Below are 18,235 nucleotides of genomic sequence, written 5' to 3'. Positions count from 1 at the left end.
GCCGCCCACCGTCCCGCCAGTCATCCGGCCACTCCGGCCCGGCCGCGCGGCCGGGCCTGGCCGACCGGTCAGTCCGTCTGCCAGCCGACGGTACCCAGGATGCTCGACCCGGGGGCCTGCCCGGCCGCGTCACCGGGCGCCGGAACGTCGTGACGCACCACACAGCCGGTCATCCGCCCGCCCATGAACAGCGGACCGAACACCCCACGCGTCGAGATGCCGCGGTACGCGCCCAGGTCGCGGTCGAAGACCTCGGCATCGAACTCGGCGCTGTGGGCGGCCTCCTGCGCTATCCAGGTTCCGGCCCGGCCCGCTTCGGCGATGACGTCCTCCCACGCCGACTCCTCGGTCCGGGCGCCGATGTGCACGTCGGCATTCTGGTCGCCGTCGGAACGCTTCACGACGAAATCCGCGCGCCGCTTCCTCAGCAGTTCCGGCAGCTTCCATTTCTCGCCCTGGAATTCGACGTCCTCCTCCCACGTCCCGCGCGACCAGGGGAGGTAGCGCGCCACGAAATCCCGGTCGTCCTCGGTCATCCAGTCCTGCCCGGCGGACAGCAGGGCGAAGAGCTGCTTGTTGGCCGCCTGGTAGGAACTCTGCGGCGTCAGCACGGCCGCACCGCATTTCCTGATGCGCAGCAGCGGCCCGATGTCCCGGCCCGCATCGAGCCACTCCTGCGGCACCGTCCGCTCCAGCACCATCGGAAAGGCGTTGCCTCGGGAGGCGAGCGTTTCGAGGAATTCGTCCGTGTCGAAGTACTGCGCCTCGATACCCGCCTTCCGCAGCGCCTCGACCTCGATCTCGTAATACCTGCGGCTGCCCCCGGAGTCGGACAGGAAGACGTCCGGGAGATAGCCGACGAGCGCCACCCGGGGATCCAGGCCGAGGTCGTCGAGGACGGTGCGCAGTACGTCGTTGCGGTCCCTGAGAGGGTCGGCGAGCGTGAGGGTGTCCAGGGCCGGGCCCGGCAGCAACTGCCGCCACACCTCGTTGAGCAGGTGGGCGTAGACCTGACCGCCGGTGGACGAGCAGAAGTTGAACTCGATGAACTTCCACCCGGACGCGGTCCAGATGACGTCCGGCCGGCCCATCAGCGTCGCGTAGGCGTTCTCGAACGCCTCGTCCCCGTAGAACTCCGACAGCCGTTCGTCGAGCCCCAGGGCGCGGTGCCGGCTCAGGGAGTCCCCGCCCAGGCCCTGCACCGCCCGCCGCAGCAGTCCGGCCAGGCGGACGCTCGCCTGTTCCAGGTCGGCGCCCTGGGCCGCGGGCCGTACGACGGGCCCGGCGGGGGCGATCCGGTCGAACCAGAAGGTCCGGAAGCCCCTGAACTGGTGGTCGAAGGCGTTGAGCAGGTGGCGGGAGTCCGTCGCGTACGGCCCGCGTGCGGCCGTCACCCGCGCCGCCGTCGAGGTCTGTTCCATGATCTTTCACTCCTGCTGGAGGCTGGTGCGGACGGCGGCCGCCGCCCGCTTGCTGCCGCGGCGCGAGGGCGCCGTGCACGGCCCCGGGCCGGCCGGATCCGACTCCGGCGGCCCAGGGCTTGTACGCCGTCTCACGGCAGTACGGGCCGCGTCTCCCGTCGGCCGAACGCGGCCTCCAGGGCCAGTCCGGCCCGGAACAGGCTCGCCTCGCCGAACTTGCGCCCCACGAGCTGCACCCCGATGGGCAGCCCGTTGCCGGCGAACCCCAGGGGCAGGGACATGGCCGGGTGCCCGGTGACCGCGAACGGGATGGTCTGCATGTCGTTGGCCAGCCGCGGCGGCGGCCAGTCCGTGCCGAAGGCGTCGACGCGGGCCGCGGTGGTCTGGCCGCACGCCGTGATCAGCACGTCGTGGCCGGCGAAGACCCGCCGGTCCAGCGCCGCGGCGAGCTCCGTACGCACCTGGTACGCACGCGTCAGGTCGTCCGGGGTGATCCCCGCGCCGGGCATCAGCTTCTGGTAGGTGTAGCGGCCGAACGACCGGGGCGCGCGGCGCAGGTTCTCCTCGTGCACGGCGAAGCCCTCCGCGATCAGGATGATCCGGCCGCAGGCGTCGAAGACCTCGTACGGCGGCAGCGCGCACTCCTCGACGACCGCACCGCGCTCCTCCAGATGGACCAGAGCCCGGTCGATGGCCTCGGTGATCTCCGGCAGGGTGCCCGGGTCCGAGGCGTACCAGGACCGCGAGTAGCCCACCCGCAGTCCCCGCACGTCCCCGGTCAGCGAGCCGAGGAAGTCGGGCGCCGGAGCCGCACGGGTGCGGGCGTCGCGGGGGTCGGGCCCCGCGACGACCTGGAGCGCGGCGGCGGCGTCGGCCACCGTCCAGGTCAGCGGCCCGAAGTGGTCCATGGTGGGTGCCAGCGGAGTGGCCCCGTGGCCGGAGACGCTGCCGTAGGTCGGCTTCAGCCCGACGGCCCCGCAGTGGAAGGCCGGACCGCGCAGCGAACCGGCGGTGTCGGAGCCGAAGGCGACGCGCAGGAACCCGGCCGCCACCGCGGCCCCCGCTCCCGAGGAGGACCCGCTGGGAATGTGCTCACGGTGCCAGGGATTCCCGGCCGGCGGGAACGGCAGGTCCGTGCTCGGCCCGCCGAAGGCGAACTCGTAGGTGGCCAGCTTGCCCAGCAGCACCCCGCCACCCGCCCGCAGCCGGGCCTCGACAGCGCTGTCCTCCGTGGCGACGGCGTCCAGCGTCAGCCGCGAATGGTTGGTGGTGGGCAGGCCTTCGGCGTCCAGGATGTCCTTGAGCGCGTAGGGGATGCCGTGCAGCGGTCCGCGGTCGACGCCCTCGCGCAGCTCCTGGTCGGCCCGCGCGGCCCGCCGCAGCGCGTCCTCGCGGGTGACGAGCACGAACGCGTGCAGATCGGCGTCGTGGGCGTCGATCAGCCGCAGCGCGTGCTCCACCAGCTCCAGCGACGTCAGCGCTCCGGTGCGCAGCAGCGCTCCGGCCCGGGCGACGGACAGCTCGGTCAGGGCGCCGGGACCGGCGAGATCGATGTCAGTCATCGCTGAACTCCACCTCCCGCAGCAGCCGGCTCATCGTGCGCAGCGAGCGGTGCCCGGCCAGGACGCCGGGCGCCAGGTCCGGCGGCATCTCGATGCCCCGGGCCGCCAGGGCGGCGGCGAACTCCCGGTCCGCTTCCGCGTGGTGCGGGTCCCCGGTGTCCCGGGGCCCGGTTGTCTCCTCCGTGCCGGCGTGTGCCACGTACGGTCGTTCCTTCCCCTGCGGTCAGTGGTGCTCCTGTGCCACCAGATGGGCACAGGTGATGAGGTCCAGCGAGGCGTGCCCGGTGGAGCTGAAGACGGTCGGGCGGTCTTCGAGTCCGGTGTGCCGGCCGCTCTCCAGGGACTCCAGGCCGATCGCGGTGCGGTGGATGTCGCCCGCCTCGGCCACGGCGATCTCGATGTCCTCGACGACGAGTGTGGCGGCGGCCAGCAGCGAGCGGGACAGCTCCCGCGACTCGGTGGTGTGCGCCCCCATGCAGTTGATGTGCACGTGCTCCGGAAGCTCCGGTGCGATCGGCAGCGGCTGTACGGACGTGGTCGCCGTGGAGATCACGTCCGCCGCCTCGGTGGCCTCCCGGGCCGTAGCGCTGACCTCGGTCCGTACGGTTCCGTTCGCCCGCCGGATGCGTTCGCACAGCGCCTCGGCGTGCTCCCGGGAACGGGAGTGGACCCGTACCTCGGTGATGTCGCGCACCGCCGAGACCCCCAGGAACTGCTGCCACGCCTGGACACCCGAACCGACGATCGCCAGCACACCGGCGGCACGGGCCGCGCAGCGGTCGGTGACCAGCGCCGTGACGGCCGCGCACTTGAGATTGGTGACGGCCGCGCCGTCCAGCACCCCCACCAGGTCCCCGGTCCTGGCCGAGAACACCGTGACCACGGAGGTCACGGTCGGCCCGGGGCCGTCGGTGATGGTGGCGGTCTTGTTGACGCACAGCGCGAGATCGGTGCTGACGGCGGGCATGGACAGGAACCTGGTGCCGTGGCCCTCGTCGACGACCTGCCGCAGCGGCACACTCATCCGGCCCACCGCGCCGCTGCGCAGGCTCTTTCGCATCAGCGCGGCCACGGCCGTCACGTCGGCCACCCCGTGCTCCTTGCCGATGACCGTCATCCGAGGTCCGCCAGCACGTCGAGCAGGTCCGCCGCGAAGCGTTCGGTCAGCTCCGTGGGCATGTCGCCGCGCAGCATCATCCGTACGCCCGCCTGACCCTGCGCCACGATCGGGAAGAACATCGCGGAGCAGTAGTAACCGCGCCGGTACAGCTCGGTCGACAGCCGCACCGCCCGGTCGTTGTCGCCGACCGTGACGAACTTGATGTGCGACCCGGCACCGCGCAGGCCGTGTCCGTCCAGCCGCTCGTCGAACAGCTCGATGTTGCGGGCGAGCTGTCGCTGACGCCGGCCCAGCTCCGGGCCGCGGTGGACCTCCAAGGCGCCCAGCGCGGTGCCGATGGCGGCCGTCCGCAGCCCCTGGGACCAGGCCAGCGGCCCGGACCGGTAGAGGAAGTCGAAGACGCCGCGGTCACCGACCATGGCGATGCCGCCGGTGGCGCCGAACGCCTTGGCGGTCGAGGCGACGACGATCGTCCGGGCGTCGAGGGAGTCGAAGACGGTGCGCGCGTAGCCCTCGCCGCGTGCGCCGACGGCCGACAGCGCGTGCGAGTCGTCGAGGTAGACGAACATCCCGTAACGGTCCTGGAGGGCCTTGATCCCCTCCAGGTCCGCCTGCCCGCCGGTGGAGTAGACGCCTTCACCGACGTAGGCCACCCGCGGATAGCGCTTGCAGAGGTCCTCCAGGTACTCCATGTCGTTGTGCGGACAGGTCAGCACCAGCGTCTCGTCGGCCAGGACGGGCTTGAGGAAGTTCATGGAGAAGTGCGCGAACCGGTCGAAGACCACGACCAGCGGCTCGCCGTCGGTCAGATGCCCGGAGGCCAGCAGCGGCAGGATCGCCGCGCTGAGCACCCCGCAGGACACCGACGGCAGCACATGGGCGCCGAAGTGGTCCGAGAGCTCCTGCTCCAGTTGCTCCATGATGCCCAGCCGGATGCGGAACTCGCCCATGGACAGCCCGGTGATCTGCTCCTGCTCCAGGGCGGCGCGCCCGGCCTCGACCACCGTGGGGTGGCTGTTGAGGCCCAGGTACGAGCAGGAGGAGAGGTTGGTGAACTCGTGCCCCGTCCGCACGTCGCGCAACCGGTTCTGGCCGTCGACGGCCTCGACCACCAGGCCGAGCATCCCGTGCTTGACGGACAGCCCCCAGGCCGCCTCGCTGGCCGGCACCATCTTGCGGTTGTTGCGGTAGCGGTGGGGCCCCGTGACGTCCTCGCTCATCGCGCACCCGCCGCCTGGTCGTTCAGCCAGCCCCCGAGCCGGGTCACGGCCTCGCGGGCCTTGGACAGCCGGGAGTGGTGCAGGTGCCACACGTGCACCATGCCGGGCCAGACCTCCAGCTCCCCGGTGCCCCCGGCGCTCCGTACGCCGTCGATGAACCGCTGGGCGTCGCTGAGCAGGATCTCGCGGCTGCCGACCTGCATGAACACCGGCGGCAGGCCCGCGAGGTCACCGAACAGCGGGGAGATGTAGGGGTCCCTCGCCGGGGTGCCCGCCCGGTAGGAGGCGGACACCAGCTCCACGACCGGCTTGGTGAGCATGGGGTCCTCGTGCTCCAGGGTGCGGTAGGTCTCCCCGCTGCCCGTCAGGTCGGTCCACGGCGAGATGCAGGCCGCGGCGGCCGGGAGCGCCGTCCCCGCGTTCCGCAGCTTCAGCAGCGTCGCGAGCACCAGGCCGCCGCCCGCCGAGTCGCCGACGAGAACCACCTCACGGGCGGACCGGCCCTCGGCGAGCAGGCTGTGGTAAGCGGCCACCGCGTCGTCGAGTGCCGCGGGGTAGGGGTGCTCGGGGGCCCGCCGGTAGTCGGCGAAGAACATCCGGCAGCGGGCCGCCCGGGCGATCTCCCCGACCATGTGGCCGTGGCTGCGCAGCGAGCCGTAGACGTAGCCGCCGCCGTGCAGGTAGAGCCCGGTCAGCGAGCCGTCGGTCTCCGGCGGCGTCAGCAGGTGGCCGCCGGGCCGCTCCTCGACCGTGATGTCGTCGGCGACCGGCACGCCCCACGCGTCGTAGAACTTCCGGGCCTCACCGATGTCCTCCGGCCACTCGTCCGCGGCGAGGGCCGTGAGCAGCCGGTCGAGCTCCTCACGGTCGCCGTCGGACATCAGCGGCACGTCGTACTGCGCGGAGGTCGTCACTGGCCCGCCCCGACCGGGTCGATGCCGCGGTGGTAGCGCTCGCGCGCGGCCTCGTCCGGCACCTGCAGGCTGGGCTGGGGGATCGCCAGCTCGTAGTGCCGGTACCACTTGGCCAGCTCGACGTCCTCGGCGAACTGGTACTCCAGGTGCCGGATCGGGCGCCGCGCGGGCCGCGCCGGGTCGGCCGGACGGGGCTCGGAACCGGCGTGCGCGAGCCCGCCGTCCACCTCGTTGAGCAGGACGACCATGACCAGGTCGGCGGACAGGTCGGCGTCGACCGCGGCCGCGTAACCGGTCAGCACCGGCTCGGCGTGCTCCTCCTTGACCGCGACGTTGAAGCTGTGCGGCATCAGTTCGAGCAGGTCGGCCGGGGCGACGCCCCGCTCCTGGCAGTAGGCGCGGGTGTCGCAGACCATCGGGGTGCCGCCGGCGATGTTGGTGTTCGGACCGTAGATGTTGCCGATGAACGGCGTGGCGGCGTCGAAGTGCACGCACTTGGTCGTCAGGAACTCGCGCTCGGTGGTGTGGTCCCCGTTCGGGGTGAAGTGCGTGTTCTTGTTGTAGCCGTCGACGTCCATGCCGGCGATACGGTCGTAGTCCATCGCCACCGGGCTGAACCGGTCGACGTCCACCCGCTCGCCGAAGCCGCGGAACAGCGATTCGAGGTAGTCGCGGGCGATCGCGGCGTCCTGCTCCTTGCCCACGTCCAGGCCGTGGCGCGTCAGCGTCCTGGCGACACCGTGGCAGACGGCGACACCGTCGCCTCCGGTCACCAGACGTACCAGTTCGGACACCAGGCGGTCGTCGGCGGCCTGGAGCCGGCCGTCGACCAGCTCGCTGTCGTAGGCGGAGACATCGATCATCACGTGCTGCGGAAGGGTCTTCACGGGACAAACTCCTGGTTACTCGGTGGCGGTGGCGTGGACAACGGCGGCCGCGGCCGCTGCCGCGGCTTCGGGCGCGTGGAGCTGGAGCATGCGCTGGGCCCGCAGCACGAACGGCGGGGCGAGCACCCGGCCTTCCTCGACCGCGAAGCCGTACGGCGTGGAGTGGTAGTCCTCGACCACGCTGCGGTAGTCGGCGATCTCTTCCGGACCGACGGTGAACGTCTCGGCGATGACCTCCACCTGGCGCGGGTGGATGGCCGCCTTGCCGGTGAACCCGGCGTCCCGGGCCGCCCGGCACTGCGCCGCGACCACGTCGAGGTCGTGCAGCTCGAAGGAGTTGGTGTCGATGGCGGGCACCCGGTACTTGGCCGCCGCGGCGCACAGCCGGGCCCGCGCGTGATCGAGGTAGAACGCGTTCTCGGCGTACAGCTCGGCCGTCAGATCGGCCTGTCCGAAGCACAGGCCGTCGCTGACCGCGGCGATGCCGGCGGCGTTCTCCACCGAGTCGACGGTCTCGATGAAGCTGCAGATCTGCGGCGGCCTGGAGGTGTGCGACAGCAGCGACCGGTAGACCGCCACGTCGCCGGGGCCGGAGATCTTGGGGATGAAGATCACGTCGAGCGGGACGCCGCCGATCGTGGCGTCCATCTCGATCAGCGCCTGGAGGTCCTTCAGACCGTCGGGTGTGGCGATCGTGTTCACCCGCAGGCCCAGGGCGGGCAGGCCGGCCCCGGTGAGGTCGGCCTGCGCCAGCAGGGCGCGGGCCTCGGCCTTCTTGGCCGGATGTGTGGAGTCCTCCAGGTCCAGGACCAGCATGTCGGCCTTGACCCGGCCCGGCCGGGCGACCGACGCCAGCAGCAGCGCCGGGGTGTAGAGCAGGCTCGCGTAGGCTTTCATCGCGCCTCTTCCCTCCCGAACAGCAGGTTCATCTTCTGGAGCGAGAAGTCCTCGTAGCGGATCGGTGCGTACTTCGCGGGGCGGTCGGCGGCGAACTTGGGGAAGCACTCGATGACGGTGTCGTCGTTCGCCAGCTTGAAGAAGACGATGGACTGGCGCTGCCGGTCGGCGAGCCGCACCCGGTGCGGCGTCGAGACGTACTCGTCGTTCGACCAGCGGGCCATCAGGTCACCGATGTTGACGATGAAGCTGTCGCGCTCCTGCACGTCGATGTCCAGCCAGCGCCCGGAGCGGTCCTGCAACTGCAACCCGGGGCCGTCCTGGGTGAGCAGCGTGATCAGCGTGCCGTCGGTGTGCTGCCCCATGCCCTGGTCGTTGAGGAACTGCGGATCGACGCCGGGGTACAGGTGCGAGCGCAGCGAGTCGTTGGAGGTGTCCGTGCGGGTGGCGAAGAAGTCCCGGGGCAGGTCCAGGGCCAACGCCAGCAGTTCGGCGATCTGGCCCGCCACCGTCTCGCAGGCCGCGAAGTACCGTTTCAGCGCCGCGCGCAGCCGCGCCCCCAGCTCGTCCGCCGGGAAAGGCAGCTCCTCGTCGTCGTGCAGGATCAGCCGCCCGACGCTGAACTTCTCGACGTAGTCCGAGGGCATGCCCGGCTTGCCGGTGTAGGCGAAGGCGTTCTCGGACAGCAGGGCGCTGTAGCCGTACGGGCTGTAGTCGCTCTCGCCCCGCGCGTTGGAGGTGCGCATCGCGAACGTGTCCTTGGTCTCCGGCGTGAGGGCGAAGAACCGCAGCGAGGCGGCGTAGGCGTCGTCGAAGACCTCGGAGGCGATGCCGTGTCCGCGTACGACGAAGAAACCGGTGTTCCGGCACGCCTCGGAGATCTCCTCGGCGATCTTGCGCTCCAGGTCGGGGCGGCCCGGCTCCAGGTCGATGACCGGAATCATTGCTCTGCTCCCTGCTTGGGGACGAGAATCGTCCGCTCGAATGCGATGACCGGCACGTCGTCCTGATTGCGGCCGGTGGTGTGGACGGTCACGATGCCCTGCTCGGGCCGCGTCTCGGACCCCCGCCGGGAGACGATCCGGGTCTGCGCGTAGAGCGTGTCGCCCACGAACACCGGAGCGGTCAGACGCACCTTGTCCCAGCCGAGGTTGGCGACGCATTTGGCGCTGATGGTGGAGACGGTCATCCCGTTGACGATCCCGAAGGTGACCAGGCTGGAGACGACGATCTTGCCGAACGAGGTCTGCTCGGCGTAGACCGCGTCGATGTGCAGCGGATGCTGGTTCAGGCAGAGCAGCGAGCTCCACACGTTGTCGGTCATGGTGATGGTGCGGCCCGGACGGTGCTCGACGACCTCGCCGGGGACGTAGTCCTCGTAGACCATGCCGCTGTCCTCCCGGTAGATACCGGGACTGACCGCGAGAAATGAGTTGTTCTTCACCGTGCTCCTTCGTGCAGGCCCGCCCTGCGCAGGGCGGAACGGGCCGATCGGTGTGCCGCGTCGGCGGTGGTGGCCGCCTGGCCGAGTCCCCAGAGCGTCCGGCCGCCCGCCTCCAGTGCCACCAGGCAGGTCGCCGGCGCGCCGGTCGCCGCGGGCGTGCCCGTGAAGTGCACCCGGGTGAACGCCACGCCGTGCGCGGCGCCGAGCTGCCCGAGGACCGCGTTCTCGTCGGAGCCGGCGGGCAGCGCCGGCGAGTCGTCGAGGCCGTAGGTCTCCCGCAGCAGCCGCCAGATCTCCGGCGGCTCCAGCTCCCGCCCCAGGGCGTCGGCGGCCGCCTGGACCACTGCCGCGAAGTCCCGCCGCAGCTCGACCGGCAGGTCGACGCCCCAGCCGGCCTTGAGCACATAGTTGATGCCGCCCTTGCCGGACTGGCCGTTGACCCGGATGATCGCCTGGTAGTCGCGGCCCACGTCCTTCGGGTCGATGGGCAGGTACGGAACCTGCCAGGGCAGTTCGCCGACGTCCTTGCCCTCGCGTTCGGCCCGGTCGGCCAGCGCCGCCAGGCCCTTGGCGATGGCGTCCTGGTGCGTGCCGGAGAAGGCGGTGTACACCAGGTCACCGGCGTACGGGTGGCGGGGGTGCACCGGCAGCCGGTTGCAGTCCTCGACGATCTCGCGGACGGTGTCGATGTCGGACAGGTCCAGTTGGGGATCGACGCCGCTGCTGAACATGTTCAGCGCCAGCGTCACCAGGCAGACGTTGCCGGTGCGTTCACCGTTGCCGAACAAGGTTCCCTCGACCCGGTCGGCCCCGGCCAGCAGGGCCAGCTCCGCCGACGCGACGGCGGTGCCCCGGTCGTTGTGCGGGTGCACGGACAGCACGATGGCCTCACGCCGGTCCAGGTTGCGGTGCATCCACTCCACCTGGTCGGCGAAAACGTGCGGCGAGTGGGTCTCCACGGTCGTCGGCAGGTTCAGCACCAGCGGCCGCTCGGCCGTGGCGCCGACGACCTCCGTCACCCGGTTGGCGATCTCCAGCGCGAGTTCCGGTTCGGTCAGGTTGAAGGTCTCCGGCGAGTACTCGAACCTGATGTCGCTCCCGGGTTCGCGCTCCGCCAGCCGCACCAGGTGCCGGGCACCCTCGACGGCCATGCCCACCACCTCACGCGCCGACATGCCGAACACGACCTCGCGCCACAGGCACGCCGTCGCGTGACACAAATGCACCACGGCGCGTTCGGCTCCGCGAATCGCCTCGAAGGTCCGCTCGATGAGATCAGCGCGGGCCGGCGTGAAAACCGACACCGTCACATCGTCCGGAATTCCTTCCTTGACGACCAGTTTCCGTACGAAATCGAAGTCGTGCGCGCTGGCCGCCGGATAGCCGATTTCTATGTCTTTGAAACCGGTGGCCACCAGCAGATCGAACATCCGCTGCTTGCGGCGCGTGTCCATGGGATCGGCCAGCGCCTGGTTGCCGTCGCGCAGATCAACCGAGGCCCAGATCGGACTGCGATCGAGCGTACTGTCCGGCCACCGCCGTGACCAGCCTGAAGTGGGAGCCGCAGCGTCCCGCGCATAACGGTGGAACGGCATGGACGACGGACGTTGCAATGTTTCCCAAGACTCTCGGGAAAAAGTCAATGGTAATCCCCCTTGCACTTCCAGGCTGCGCTCTATCGCGTTTCTCAGCGCCCCGAAGACTACGGAGCGTCAGGACCCGCAGGGAAGTAGACCGTCCTCTATACCTGACCCTGGAATCGGATAATTCGGACACCGAGGCTGCCCGGTGTGCTCACCTGTTGACGCTGCGCGTTTCGGCACTAGAATTCCGCTGTATTGCCCGGAAACAATTCTCCGCCTCATGTGAAATGGCAGGCCATGGCCGAATCCACCAGTCTCGACCACCGCACGTCGGACGGGGGCAGGGCGACCCTGCGGCCCGGCCGCGTTCTGACGCTGGCCTGCCTGGCACACGGCATGATCGTCATCGACACCAGCATCGTCCACGTCGCCATCCCGGCGATCCGGGACAGCCTCCGCGCGAGCCTGCCGACGATGCAGTTCGTCGTCACGTCCTACGTGGTCGTCATCGCCGGCCTGATGCTGGCCGGCGCCGCGGCGGTCAAACGGTACGGCGCGGTGCCGATGTTCCGGCTCGGCGTGGTGCTGTTCGGGGCGACGTCCGCGCTGTGCGGCCTGGCCCCCAACGGCGCCGTGCTCGTCGCCATGCGGGCCGCGCAAGGACTGGGAGCGGTGCTGGTCATGCCCGCCACCCTGGTGATGCTCACCGACACCTACCGCGACCCCGGCCAACGCGCCAAAGCGGTCTCCATATGGTCGATGGTCGCGGGCAGCCCGGTCGCCTTCGGGCCCACCCTCGGCGGCGCCCTCGTGGAGACGGTGGGCTGGCGCAGCATCTTCCTGATCAACGTGCCCGTCGCCCTGACCGTCCTGTGGCTCTCGGCACGGCACATGCCCCGGCACGAACAGCCCGCGCACAGGGAGCCGCAGGACATCCCGGGCCAGTTGCTGTCCGTCGTCTTCCTCGGCGGCCTGGCACTGGCGCTCGCCGAAGGCCAGGACCTGGGCTGGACCCGGCCGCTGCCCGTGGCGGCCGCGGTGACCGCCCTGATCGCTTTCGCCGTCTTCGTCGCCCGGCAGCGCAGTTACGCCTACCCCATGATCCCGGGAGACCTGTTCCGCGCCCCCGGCTTCCGCAGCTATGTGGCGGTCGGCCTGCTGCTCTTCGTCGGCTACAACGGGCTGATGTTCACCCTGAGCGTCTTCCTCCAGCAGGTACGCGGCTACGACCCGGTGACCGTGGGGCTGTGCTTCCTGGCCTCCGCCCTGCCCATCACCTTCATGCCCCTGCTCGCCGGACGCTTCGGCACCAAGCTCGGCCCCCGGACGGTCCTGGGCGCCGGAATCGCCCTGTCCCTGCTCGGCGGGGTGCTGCTGGCCGTCATCGGCAGCCACGCCCCCCTTGGCACGTGCGTCGGACTGGTCTTCATCGGCCTGGGCTTCGGCCTGATGACCGTGCCGCAGATCACCCTGACCATGGCGGCGGCGCCGGCGCACCACTCGGCCATCGCCTCCGGACTGATGTCGGCGGGCCGCTCCACCGGCTCCCTGATCGGCGTCGCCCTGCTCGCCGGCCTCCCGGCCGCGACCGGCATCACCGCCCCGGCGATCGCGCTGGTCGCCGTCTACGTACTGATGGCCTTGGCCGCGGTCCTCGGCGGCCGGGCCCTGCCCGCCGGGACCGGGTGACGGGTGCGGCGGCCGGGCGAAGGCCGCTGACGCCGGCTGACGGGTACGCCGGCCGGTCCGGGCCCGCAGACATCGGCTGACGGGCGCGGCAGTCCGGCCCGGCCCACCGGCGCCGCCTGACGGGCAGAGCGGCCGGCCTGCGGCCACCAGCGCTGTCTGACGGGCCCTCGCCGCCAGTCAGCGCTGCACCGTTTCCCCGTGCCTCAACTTCCCCCTTGCTCGACTTCCCCGCGCCTCAGCCGCCCCGTTCCTTCCTTCCCTCCTTCTCCCGCTCCTCCGCTTTCCCGCTTCTGCGCACTCTTCCCACATCGGAGTACTCATGCCGGAGCCTCAGGCAGACCACGACGTCGCGTCCAGGATCGCGGCGCTGTACGCGAACGACCCCCAGTTCGCCCGGGCCGCCCCCGACCCTGACGTCGCCGACGCCATCAGCCGACACGACAGCCTCACCGGCGCCATCGCGGCCGCCATGCACGGATACGCGGACCGCCCGGCCCTCGCCCGCCGGGCCGGACACCTCGTCCGTGACCCCGCCACCGGCCGCCGCACCCGCGAACTCCTGCCCGCCTTCGAGACGGTGTCCTACGCCGAACTGTGGCAGCGGGTCGGCCACATCGCGACGGCCTGGACCGACGGCACCGGCGGCACCAGCGCCTCGGGCACCAGCGGTACCGGTCCCTCCGCCCGCCCCGGCACCCTGCGCCCCGGAGACTTCGTCGCCACCCTGGGCTTCACCGGCATGGACTACACCACCATCGACCTGGCCTGCATGCACCTGGGAGCGGTGTCGGTGCCGCTGCCCACCGGCGCGTCCGCCGTACGGCTGGCACCGGTCCTCGACGAGACACTGCCGCGCGTCCTCGCCGCCGACATCGGCTCGATCGAGGCCGCCGTGGGCGCCGTCCTGGCCTGCGACTCCATCGAGCGGCTGGTGGTCTTCGACTGCGACGTACGCGAGGACGGCCACCGGGAGGCTTTCGAGGCGGCCGGTGCCGCGCTGACCGGCCGGGCCGAAGTGGCCCTGCTCCAGGACGACGTGGACCGGGGCGCCGAGCTGCCGCCCGCGCGGCCGTACGAGGACGACGACCCGGACCGGCTGGTCAGCCTGATCTACACCTCCGGCAGCACCGGCACGCCCAAGGGCGCGATCTACACCGCCGCCATGCTCACGAGGATGTGGCACAACGCGCGCGGCGGTCTCAACGCCGGTGGCGCCGCCGGCACTCCGGTGTTCGTGGTGCACTACATGCCGATGAGCCACGTCAACGGCCGCGCCTGGCTGATCAACGGCCTCTCCTGCGGCGGCACCGGCTACTTCACCGCCCGCAGCGACATGTCGACCCTGTTCGACGACATCCGCCTGGCACGGCCCACGGCGCTGAGCCTCGTACCGAGGATCTGCGACATGGTCCACCAGCGCCATCTGCTCGAAGCCGACCGCATCGGCCGGACCGGCGTCCCGCGCCCCGAGGCGGAGGCAGCCGCGTCCGCCCAGGTCCGCGACGGCATGCTCGGCGGCCGGATCGTCACCGCACTGTGCGGCAGCGCCCCGCTGTCCGAGGCGATGCGCACCTTCACCGCCGCCCTCCTCGGCACCCCGATCGTCGACTGCTACGGGTCGACGGAGACGACCCGGGCCATCGTCGTCGACCAGCACGTCCGCCGCCCGCCGGTGACCGACTACCGGCTGGCCGACGTACCCGAACTGGGGTACTTCACCACCGACAAGCCGCACCCCCGCGGCGAGCTGCGGGTCAAGTCGATCGGGCTCTTCCCCGGGTACTACAGACAGCCCGAGGTCACCGCCCGCGCCTTCGACGAGGACGGCTACTACCGCACCGGTGACGTCTTCGCCGAGACCGCCCCCGGCCGCCTGGTCTACGTCGACCGCATCAACAACGTCGTCAAGCTCTCCCAGGGCGAGTTCGTCACCGTCGCCGCGCTGGAGGCGTTGTACGCGACCAGCCCGGACATCGCGCAGATCTATGTGTACGGCAGCAGCGAGCAGGCGTTCCTGCTGGCCGTGGTGGTCCCCGACGCCGAGCGCCTGCACCAGGCCGACGAGGCCACCGTACGCGGCCGCGTCCTGGACTCGATGCGCGAACTCGCACACGGCGCGGGCCTGCACGCCTGGGAGATCCCGCACGACGTCATCGTCGAACGGGAGCCGTTCACCGTCGCCAACGGCCTGCTGTCGGGAGCCGGCAAACACCTGCGCCCCGCCCTCAAGGAACACTACGGGCCCCGGCTGGAACAGCTCTACACGGACATCGCGACCGGACGGGCCGGCCAGGTCGCGGCACTCAGAGCGGCCGGCTCACAGGTCACGCCCCTCCAGGCGGTGCTCACCGCGGCCCAGATCACCCTCGGTTGCCCCTCCTCGCTGATCCGGGCCGAGACCGCCTTCACCGACCTGGGAGGTGACTCCCTGTCGGCCCACACCTTCTCGACCGTCCTGGAACAGATGACCGACGTGGAGGTGCCCATCCAGGTCGTCCTCCAGCCCTCCTCGACGCTGGCGCGCATCGCCGACCACCTCGGTCCGGCGCACATCGCCCAGGAATCGCGCCCCACCTTCGCCTCCGTGCACGGCCGCGACGCCCGCGAGGTCGCGGCCCGCGACCTGGCACTCGACCACTTCATGGACCGGCGGCTCCTGACCCGGGCGGCACCGCAGGCAGCGCCCGGCAGCACCACTGCCACCGCCCCCGCCCACAACGTCCTGCTCACCGGAGCGACCGGCTACCTGGGACGCTTCCTGGCCGTCGAATGGCTGCGGCGCGTCGCCGCGACGGGCGGGCGGCTGACCTGCCTCGTCCGGGCCGCCGACGACGACGCCGCACATCAGCGCGTACTGGAGTGCCTGCGCGCCGCGGCGGCCGACCAGCCCGACTGGTTCGACGACGTCGCCCCACGGCACCTGACGGTCCTGGCCGCTGACGTGTCGGCGCCGCGACTGGGCCTGAGGGAGCCGGTCTGGCAGACACTGGCTGACGAGACCGACCAGATCGTGCACGCCGCCGCACTGGTCAACCATGTCCTGCCGTACCACCGGCTGTTCACCCCCAACGTCACCGCCACGGCGCAGCTCATCGAGCTGGCGCTCACCCGCCGTGTCAAACGGTTCGCCTACGTCTCGACGGTGGCCGCGGCGATGCTGCCCGACGGCTCGTTCCTCGACGAGACCGCCGATGTCCGTACGGTGTGCCCCGTCCGGCCACTGGACGACTCCGACGCGAACGGGTACGCCACGAGCAAGTGGGCCGGCGAAGTCCTGCTGCGCCAGGCACACGAGGCGACGGGCCTGCCGGTCACCGTCCTGCGGCCGGACATGATCCTGGCCCACAGCCGTCTGCCCGGCCAGCTGAACCTGACCGACCGCTTCACCCGGCTGCTGCTCAGCGTCCTCACCACCGGCATGGCGCCGTACTCCTTCTACCGGCTCGACCCGGACGGCCGCCGCGGACGGGCGCACTACAGCGGCCTGCCGGTGGACTTCACCGCCGCGGCGATCACCTCCCTCGCCGCCGACAACGCGCACGACCACCTCACCTACAACACGGTCAACACCCACGACGACGGCGTCTCCCTGGACGAGTTCGTGGACTGGCTGATCGCCGCGGGGCACCCGATCACCCGGTTCGACGACCACCGCCAGTGGCACCTGCGCACCGAGGCGGCCCTGCGCGGCCTGCCCGACCACCAACGGCGCCTGTCCCTCCTCCCGTTGATGCAGGCGTACGCCCGGCCGGGGGAGCCGCGGCCGGGCTCGGCGGTACCGGCCGAGCGGTTCACCGCGGCGGTCGGCAGGCTGGGCGTGGGCCGGGGAACCGTACCGTCGCTCTCACCCGAATTCCTCACCAAGTGCGTCGCCGACCTGAAGCTGCACGACCTTCTCTGAACCCGCGGAACCTGCCACAGACGGCCCCGTCCACAGCCAACTGCGGACGGGGCCGAACAGTGCCGAGGGCAGCGTCGAGGCAGCCGGCTCTCAGCTCCGCGCGGGCGCGATCTCCTCGATGACATGCCGCCCGGTGGCGAAGAACCCGGACTCACGCGGGTAATGCACCACGACCTCGGTGAAGCCCAGCTCCGCGCACCGGCCCGCGACCTCTTCGAAAGCCTGCGCCGACTCCATCGTCGGAAGCAGCGAGAACCCGGTCAGCAGCGTCCGCCCCAGGGTCTTGGGGTCACGCCCCTCACGCGCGCACGCCGCATCGAGCTGCTCCATCCGACGGGCGAGCACCGACCACGTCCAGGCCGCGGTCCGCTCCTGCCGCGGCACGTCCCCCTGGTCGGTGACGACCCACGACGCGCCGTGGCGCGCAACGGTCCGCATCCCCAGCGGACCGTTCGCCGCCAGCGCGAAAGGCACCCGGGGCCGCTGTACGCACCCCGGCTCCAGCCGCGCGTCGACCGCCTCGTAGTAGCGGCCGAGATAGGTGGTGTGCTTGCGCCCGTCGGGAGCCCCCGTCAGCAGCCGGTCCAGCAACTCCACCGACTCGCGGTATCGGCCCCCGCGCTCCTGCACCGACCAGCCCTTGCCCCGCTCGCCCTGGCCGAGCACAGAGGCATCGGCATCGGGCGAACCCGCACCGAAACCGAGCACGAACCGGCCCTCACTGATGGCGTCCAGCGTGATGACGTCGTGCGCGAGCGGCACCGGGTGCCGGTAGTTCGGCGACGTCACCAACGTGCCGAGCCTGATCCGCGAAGTGACTCCGGCCGCGGCCGCCAACGTGGGCATCGCGCCGTACCAGGCACTGTCCGGCAACCCCGCCCAGGTGATGTGGTCGTAACTGTAGGCGGCGTGAAAGCCCAGCTCCTCGGCGCGCCTCCAGGTCGCGGCCGCCTCCCGGAACGGACGGTCGGGCAGGATACAGACGCTGATGCGCACAACTGACTCCAGATTCATCGGTGCCGCTCCGCCCCGGCATCCACCGGCCGACGAAGCCCTCCAGCCCGAACCGCACCGGCCGGCCACAGCGACGCCACCCACCACGCGCCCCCCGCTCGCCCACCACTGCCCCAGGCCCGGACCCGACAGTACTGATCACCCACCCCGGCGCGCAGTCAGGAGACCTCTAGACCCCACCCTCGAATACGGCCAATGCGACACACGAGAGCCCGGGCGCCCGGGGCGGGCGAACTGTGGGAAGGCCTGGACGAAACCCTCTGGGAATCCCTCAAACGCACGCAGGAACACGATCCGTTGCGCGACGCGCGACGTCTGCGCTGCCCGCACCGGGCCGTCTTCGGCGCGGCAGACCCGGTTGTGCCCTGACCGCCGTATCCAGCAGGCAAGCAGCCACAGGCATCGGCTGAGCCGACCCCGAAGTGAGGCCGACGGCAGGACAGGCGGTCCGACGAAGACGGGGACGCGGAGTAGTCGCCCGCGTATGCCCCTAGGAGTTGTCTTCAAATGTCAGGCCCACATCAGGAGCGATGCGAGGGTGACGGCTGCCTGGTAGGATTCGGCGGTCTTGTCGTAGCGGGTG

Annotated in this window: 15 protein-coding genes; 3 read left to right on the top strand and 12 right to left on the bottom strand. The window is 71.2% G+C overall.

Features of this window, described 5'->3' with window-relative positions; translation table 11 throughout:
- Positions 1–68 precede the first annotated feature (68 nt).
- The 11 genes from AB0A97_RS37325 to AB0A97_RS37275 all read right to left on the bottom strand — a co-directional run bounded on the left by AB0A97_RS37325 (position 69) and on the right by AB0A97_RS37275 (position 11,060).
- The gene (locus AB0A97_RS37325) at positions 69–1,421 is read right to left on the bottom strand and encodes a hypothetical protein (RefSeq protein WP_361159122.1); all 1,353 of its coding nucleotides are present in this window, start codon (positions 1,419–1,421) and stop codon (positions 69–71) included.
- Between the two features lie 131 nt (positions 1,422–1,552).
- Positions 1,553–2,983: an amidase gene (locus AB0A97_RS37320; RefSeq protein ID WP_361159120.1), complete on the bottom strand. Its 1,431-nt coding sequence runs from the start codon at positions 2,981–2,983 to the stop codon at positions 1,553–1,555.
- On the bottom strand, positions 2,976–3,182 hold the full coding sequence (locus AB0A97_RS37315) for a hypothetical protein (RefSeq protein WP_361159117.1): 207 nt from the start codon (positions 3,180–3,182) through the stop codon (positions 2,976–2,978). Before AB0A97_RS37315 ends, AB0A97_RS37320 begins: the two co-directional genes overlap by 8 nt.
- Positions 3,183–3,206: 24 nt before the next feature.
- Positions 3,207–4,100, bottom strand: a complete 894-nt coding sequence (locus AB0A97_RS37310) for an ornithine cyclodeaminase family protein (protein WP_361159114.1) — start codon at positions 4,098–4,100, stop codon at positions 3,207–3,209.
- A complete protein-coding gene (locus AB0A97_RS37305) occupies positions 4,097–5,323 on the bottom strand; it encodes an aminotransferase class I/II-fold pyridoxal phosphate-dependent enzyme (RefSeq protein WP_361159111.1) in 1,227 nt (408 codons plus the stop codon). Before AB0A97_RS37305 ends, AB0A97_RS37310 begins: the two co-directional genes overlap by 4 nt.
- Positions 5,320–6,237: an alpha/beta hydrolase gene (locus AB0A97_RS37300; protein WP_361159108.1), complete on the bottom strand. Its 918-nt coding sequence runs from the start codon at positions 6,235–6,237 to the stop codon at positions 5,320–5,322. Before AB0A97_RS37300 ends, AB0A97_RS37305 begins: the two co-directional genes overlap by 4 nt.
- The gene (locus tag AB0A97_RS37295) at positions 6,234–7,124 is read right to left on the bottom strand and encodes a hypothetical protein (protein ID WP_361159105.1); all 891 of its coding nucleotides are present in this window, start codon (positions 7,122–7,124) and stop codon (positions 6,234–6,236) included. Before AB0A97_RS37295 ends, AB0A97_RS37300 begins: the two co-directional genes overlap by 4 nt.
- Before the next feature lie 15 nt (positions 7,125–7,139).
- On the bottom strand, positions 7,140–8,021 hold the full coding sequence (locus tag AB0A97_RS37290) for an aldolase/citrate lyase family protein (RefSeq protein ID WP_361159102.1): 882 nt from the start codon (positions 8,019–8,021) through the stop codon (positions 7,140–7,142).
- Positions 8,018–8,965 carry a 2-oxoglutarate and iron-dependent oxygenase domain-containing protein gene (locus tag AB0A97_RS37285; protein WP_361159099.1) on the bottom strand — a complete coding sequence of 316 codons (948 nt, stop codon included), beginning with the start codon at positions 8,963–8,965 and terminating at the stop codon, positions 8,018–8,020. Before AB0A97_RS37285 ends, AB0A97_RS37290 begins: the two co-directional genes overlap by 4 nt.
- Complete coding sequence (locus tag AB0A97_RS37280; RefSeq protein ID WP_361159096.1) at positions 8,962–9,465, bottom strand: MaoC family dehydratase; 504 nt, start codon at positions 9,463–9,465, stop codon at positions 8,962–8,964. Before AB0A97_RS37280 ends, AB0A97_RS37285 begins: the two co-directional genes overlap by 4 nt.
- The gene (locus AB0A97_RS37275) at positions 9,462–11,060 is read right to left on the bottom strand and encodes a 2-isopropylmalate synthase (protein ID WP_361159094.1); all 1,599 of its coding nucleotides are present in this window, start codon (positions 11,058–11,060) and stop codon (positions 9,462–9,464) included. The genes AB0A97_RS37280 and AB0A97_RS37275 overlap by 4 nt, the downstream gene beginning before the upstream one ends.
- A gap of 285 nt (positions 11,061–11,345) precedes the next feature.
- On the opposite strand from AB0A97_RS37275, the gene AB0A97_RS37270 reads away from it, so the two are divergent.
- Both AB0A97_RS37270 and car read left to right on the top strand, forming a co-directional pair.
- The gene (locus AB0A97_RS37270) at positions 11,346–12,737 is read left to right on the top strand and encodes an MFS transporter (RefSeq protein WP_361159091.1); all 1,392 of its coding nucleotides are present in this window, start codon (positions 11,346–11,348) and stop codon (positions 12,735–12,737) included.
- Positions 12,738–13,056: 319 nt separating this feature from the next.
- Entirely contained in the window at positions 13,057–16,638 is a 3,582-nt protein-coding gene (gene car / locus AB0A97_RS37265; RefSeq protein ID WP_361159088.1) for a carboxylic acid reductase, read from the top strand.
- A gap of 90 nt (positions 16,639–16,728) precedes the next feature.
- Here car and AB0A97_RS37260 read toward each other — a convergent pair whose 3' ends face one another.
- A complete protein-coding gene (locus AB0A97_RS37260) occupies positions 16,729–17,652 on the bottom strand; it encodes an LLM class flavin-dependent oxidoreductase (RefSeq protein WP_361159085.1) in 924 nt (307 codons plus the stop codon).
- Between the two features lie 195 nt (positions 17,653–17,847).
- On the opposite strand from AB0A97_RS37260, the gene AB0A97_RS37255 reads away from it, so the two are divergent.
- The gene (locus AB0A97_RS37255; RefSeq protein ID WP_361159082.1) at positions 17,848–18,021 is read left to right on the top strand and encodes a hypothetical protein; all 174 of its coding nucleotides are present in this window, start codon (positions 17,848–17,850) and stop codon (positions 18,019–18,021) included.
- Positions 18,022–18,235 lie beyond the last annotated feature (214 nt).

This window comes from Streptomyces sp. NPDC045470 (assembly GCF_040646595.1).
Lineage (GTDB): Bacteria > Actinomycetota > Actinomycetes > Streptomycetales > Streptomycetaceae > Streptomyces.
Note: the sequence above shows the minus strand (reverse complement) of the source record. Positions and strands in the feature narration are given on the sequence as shown.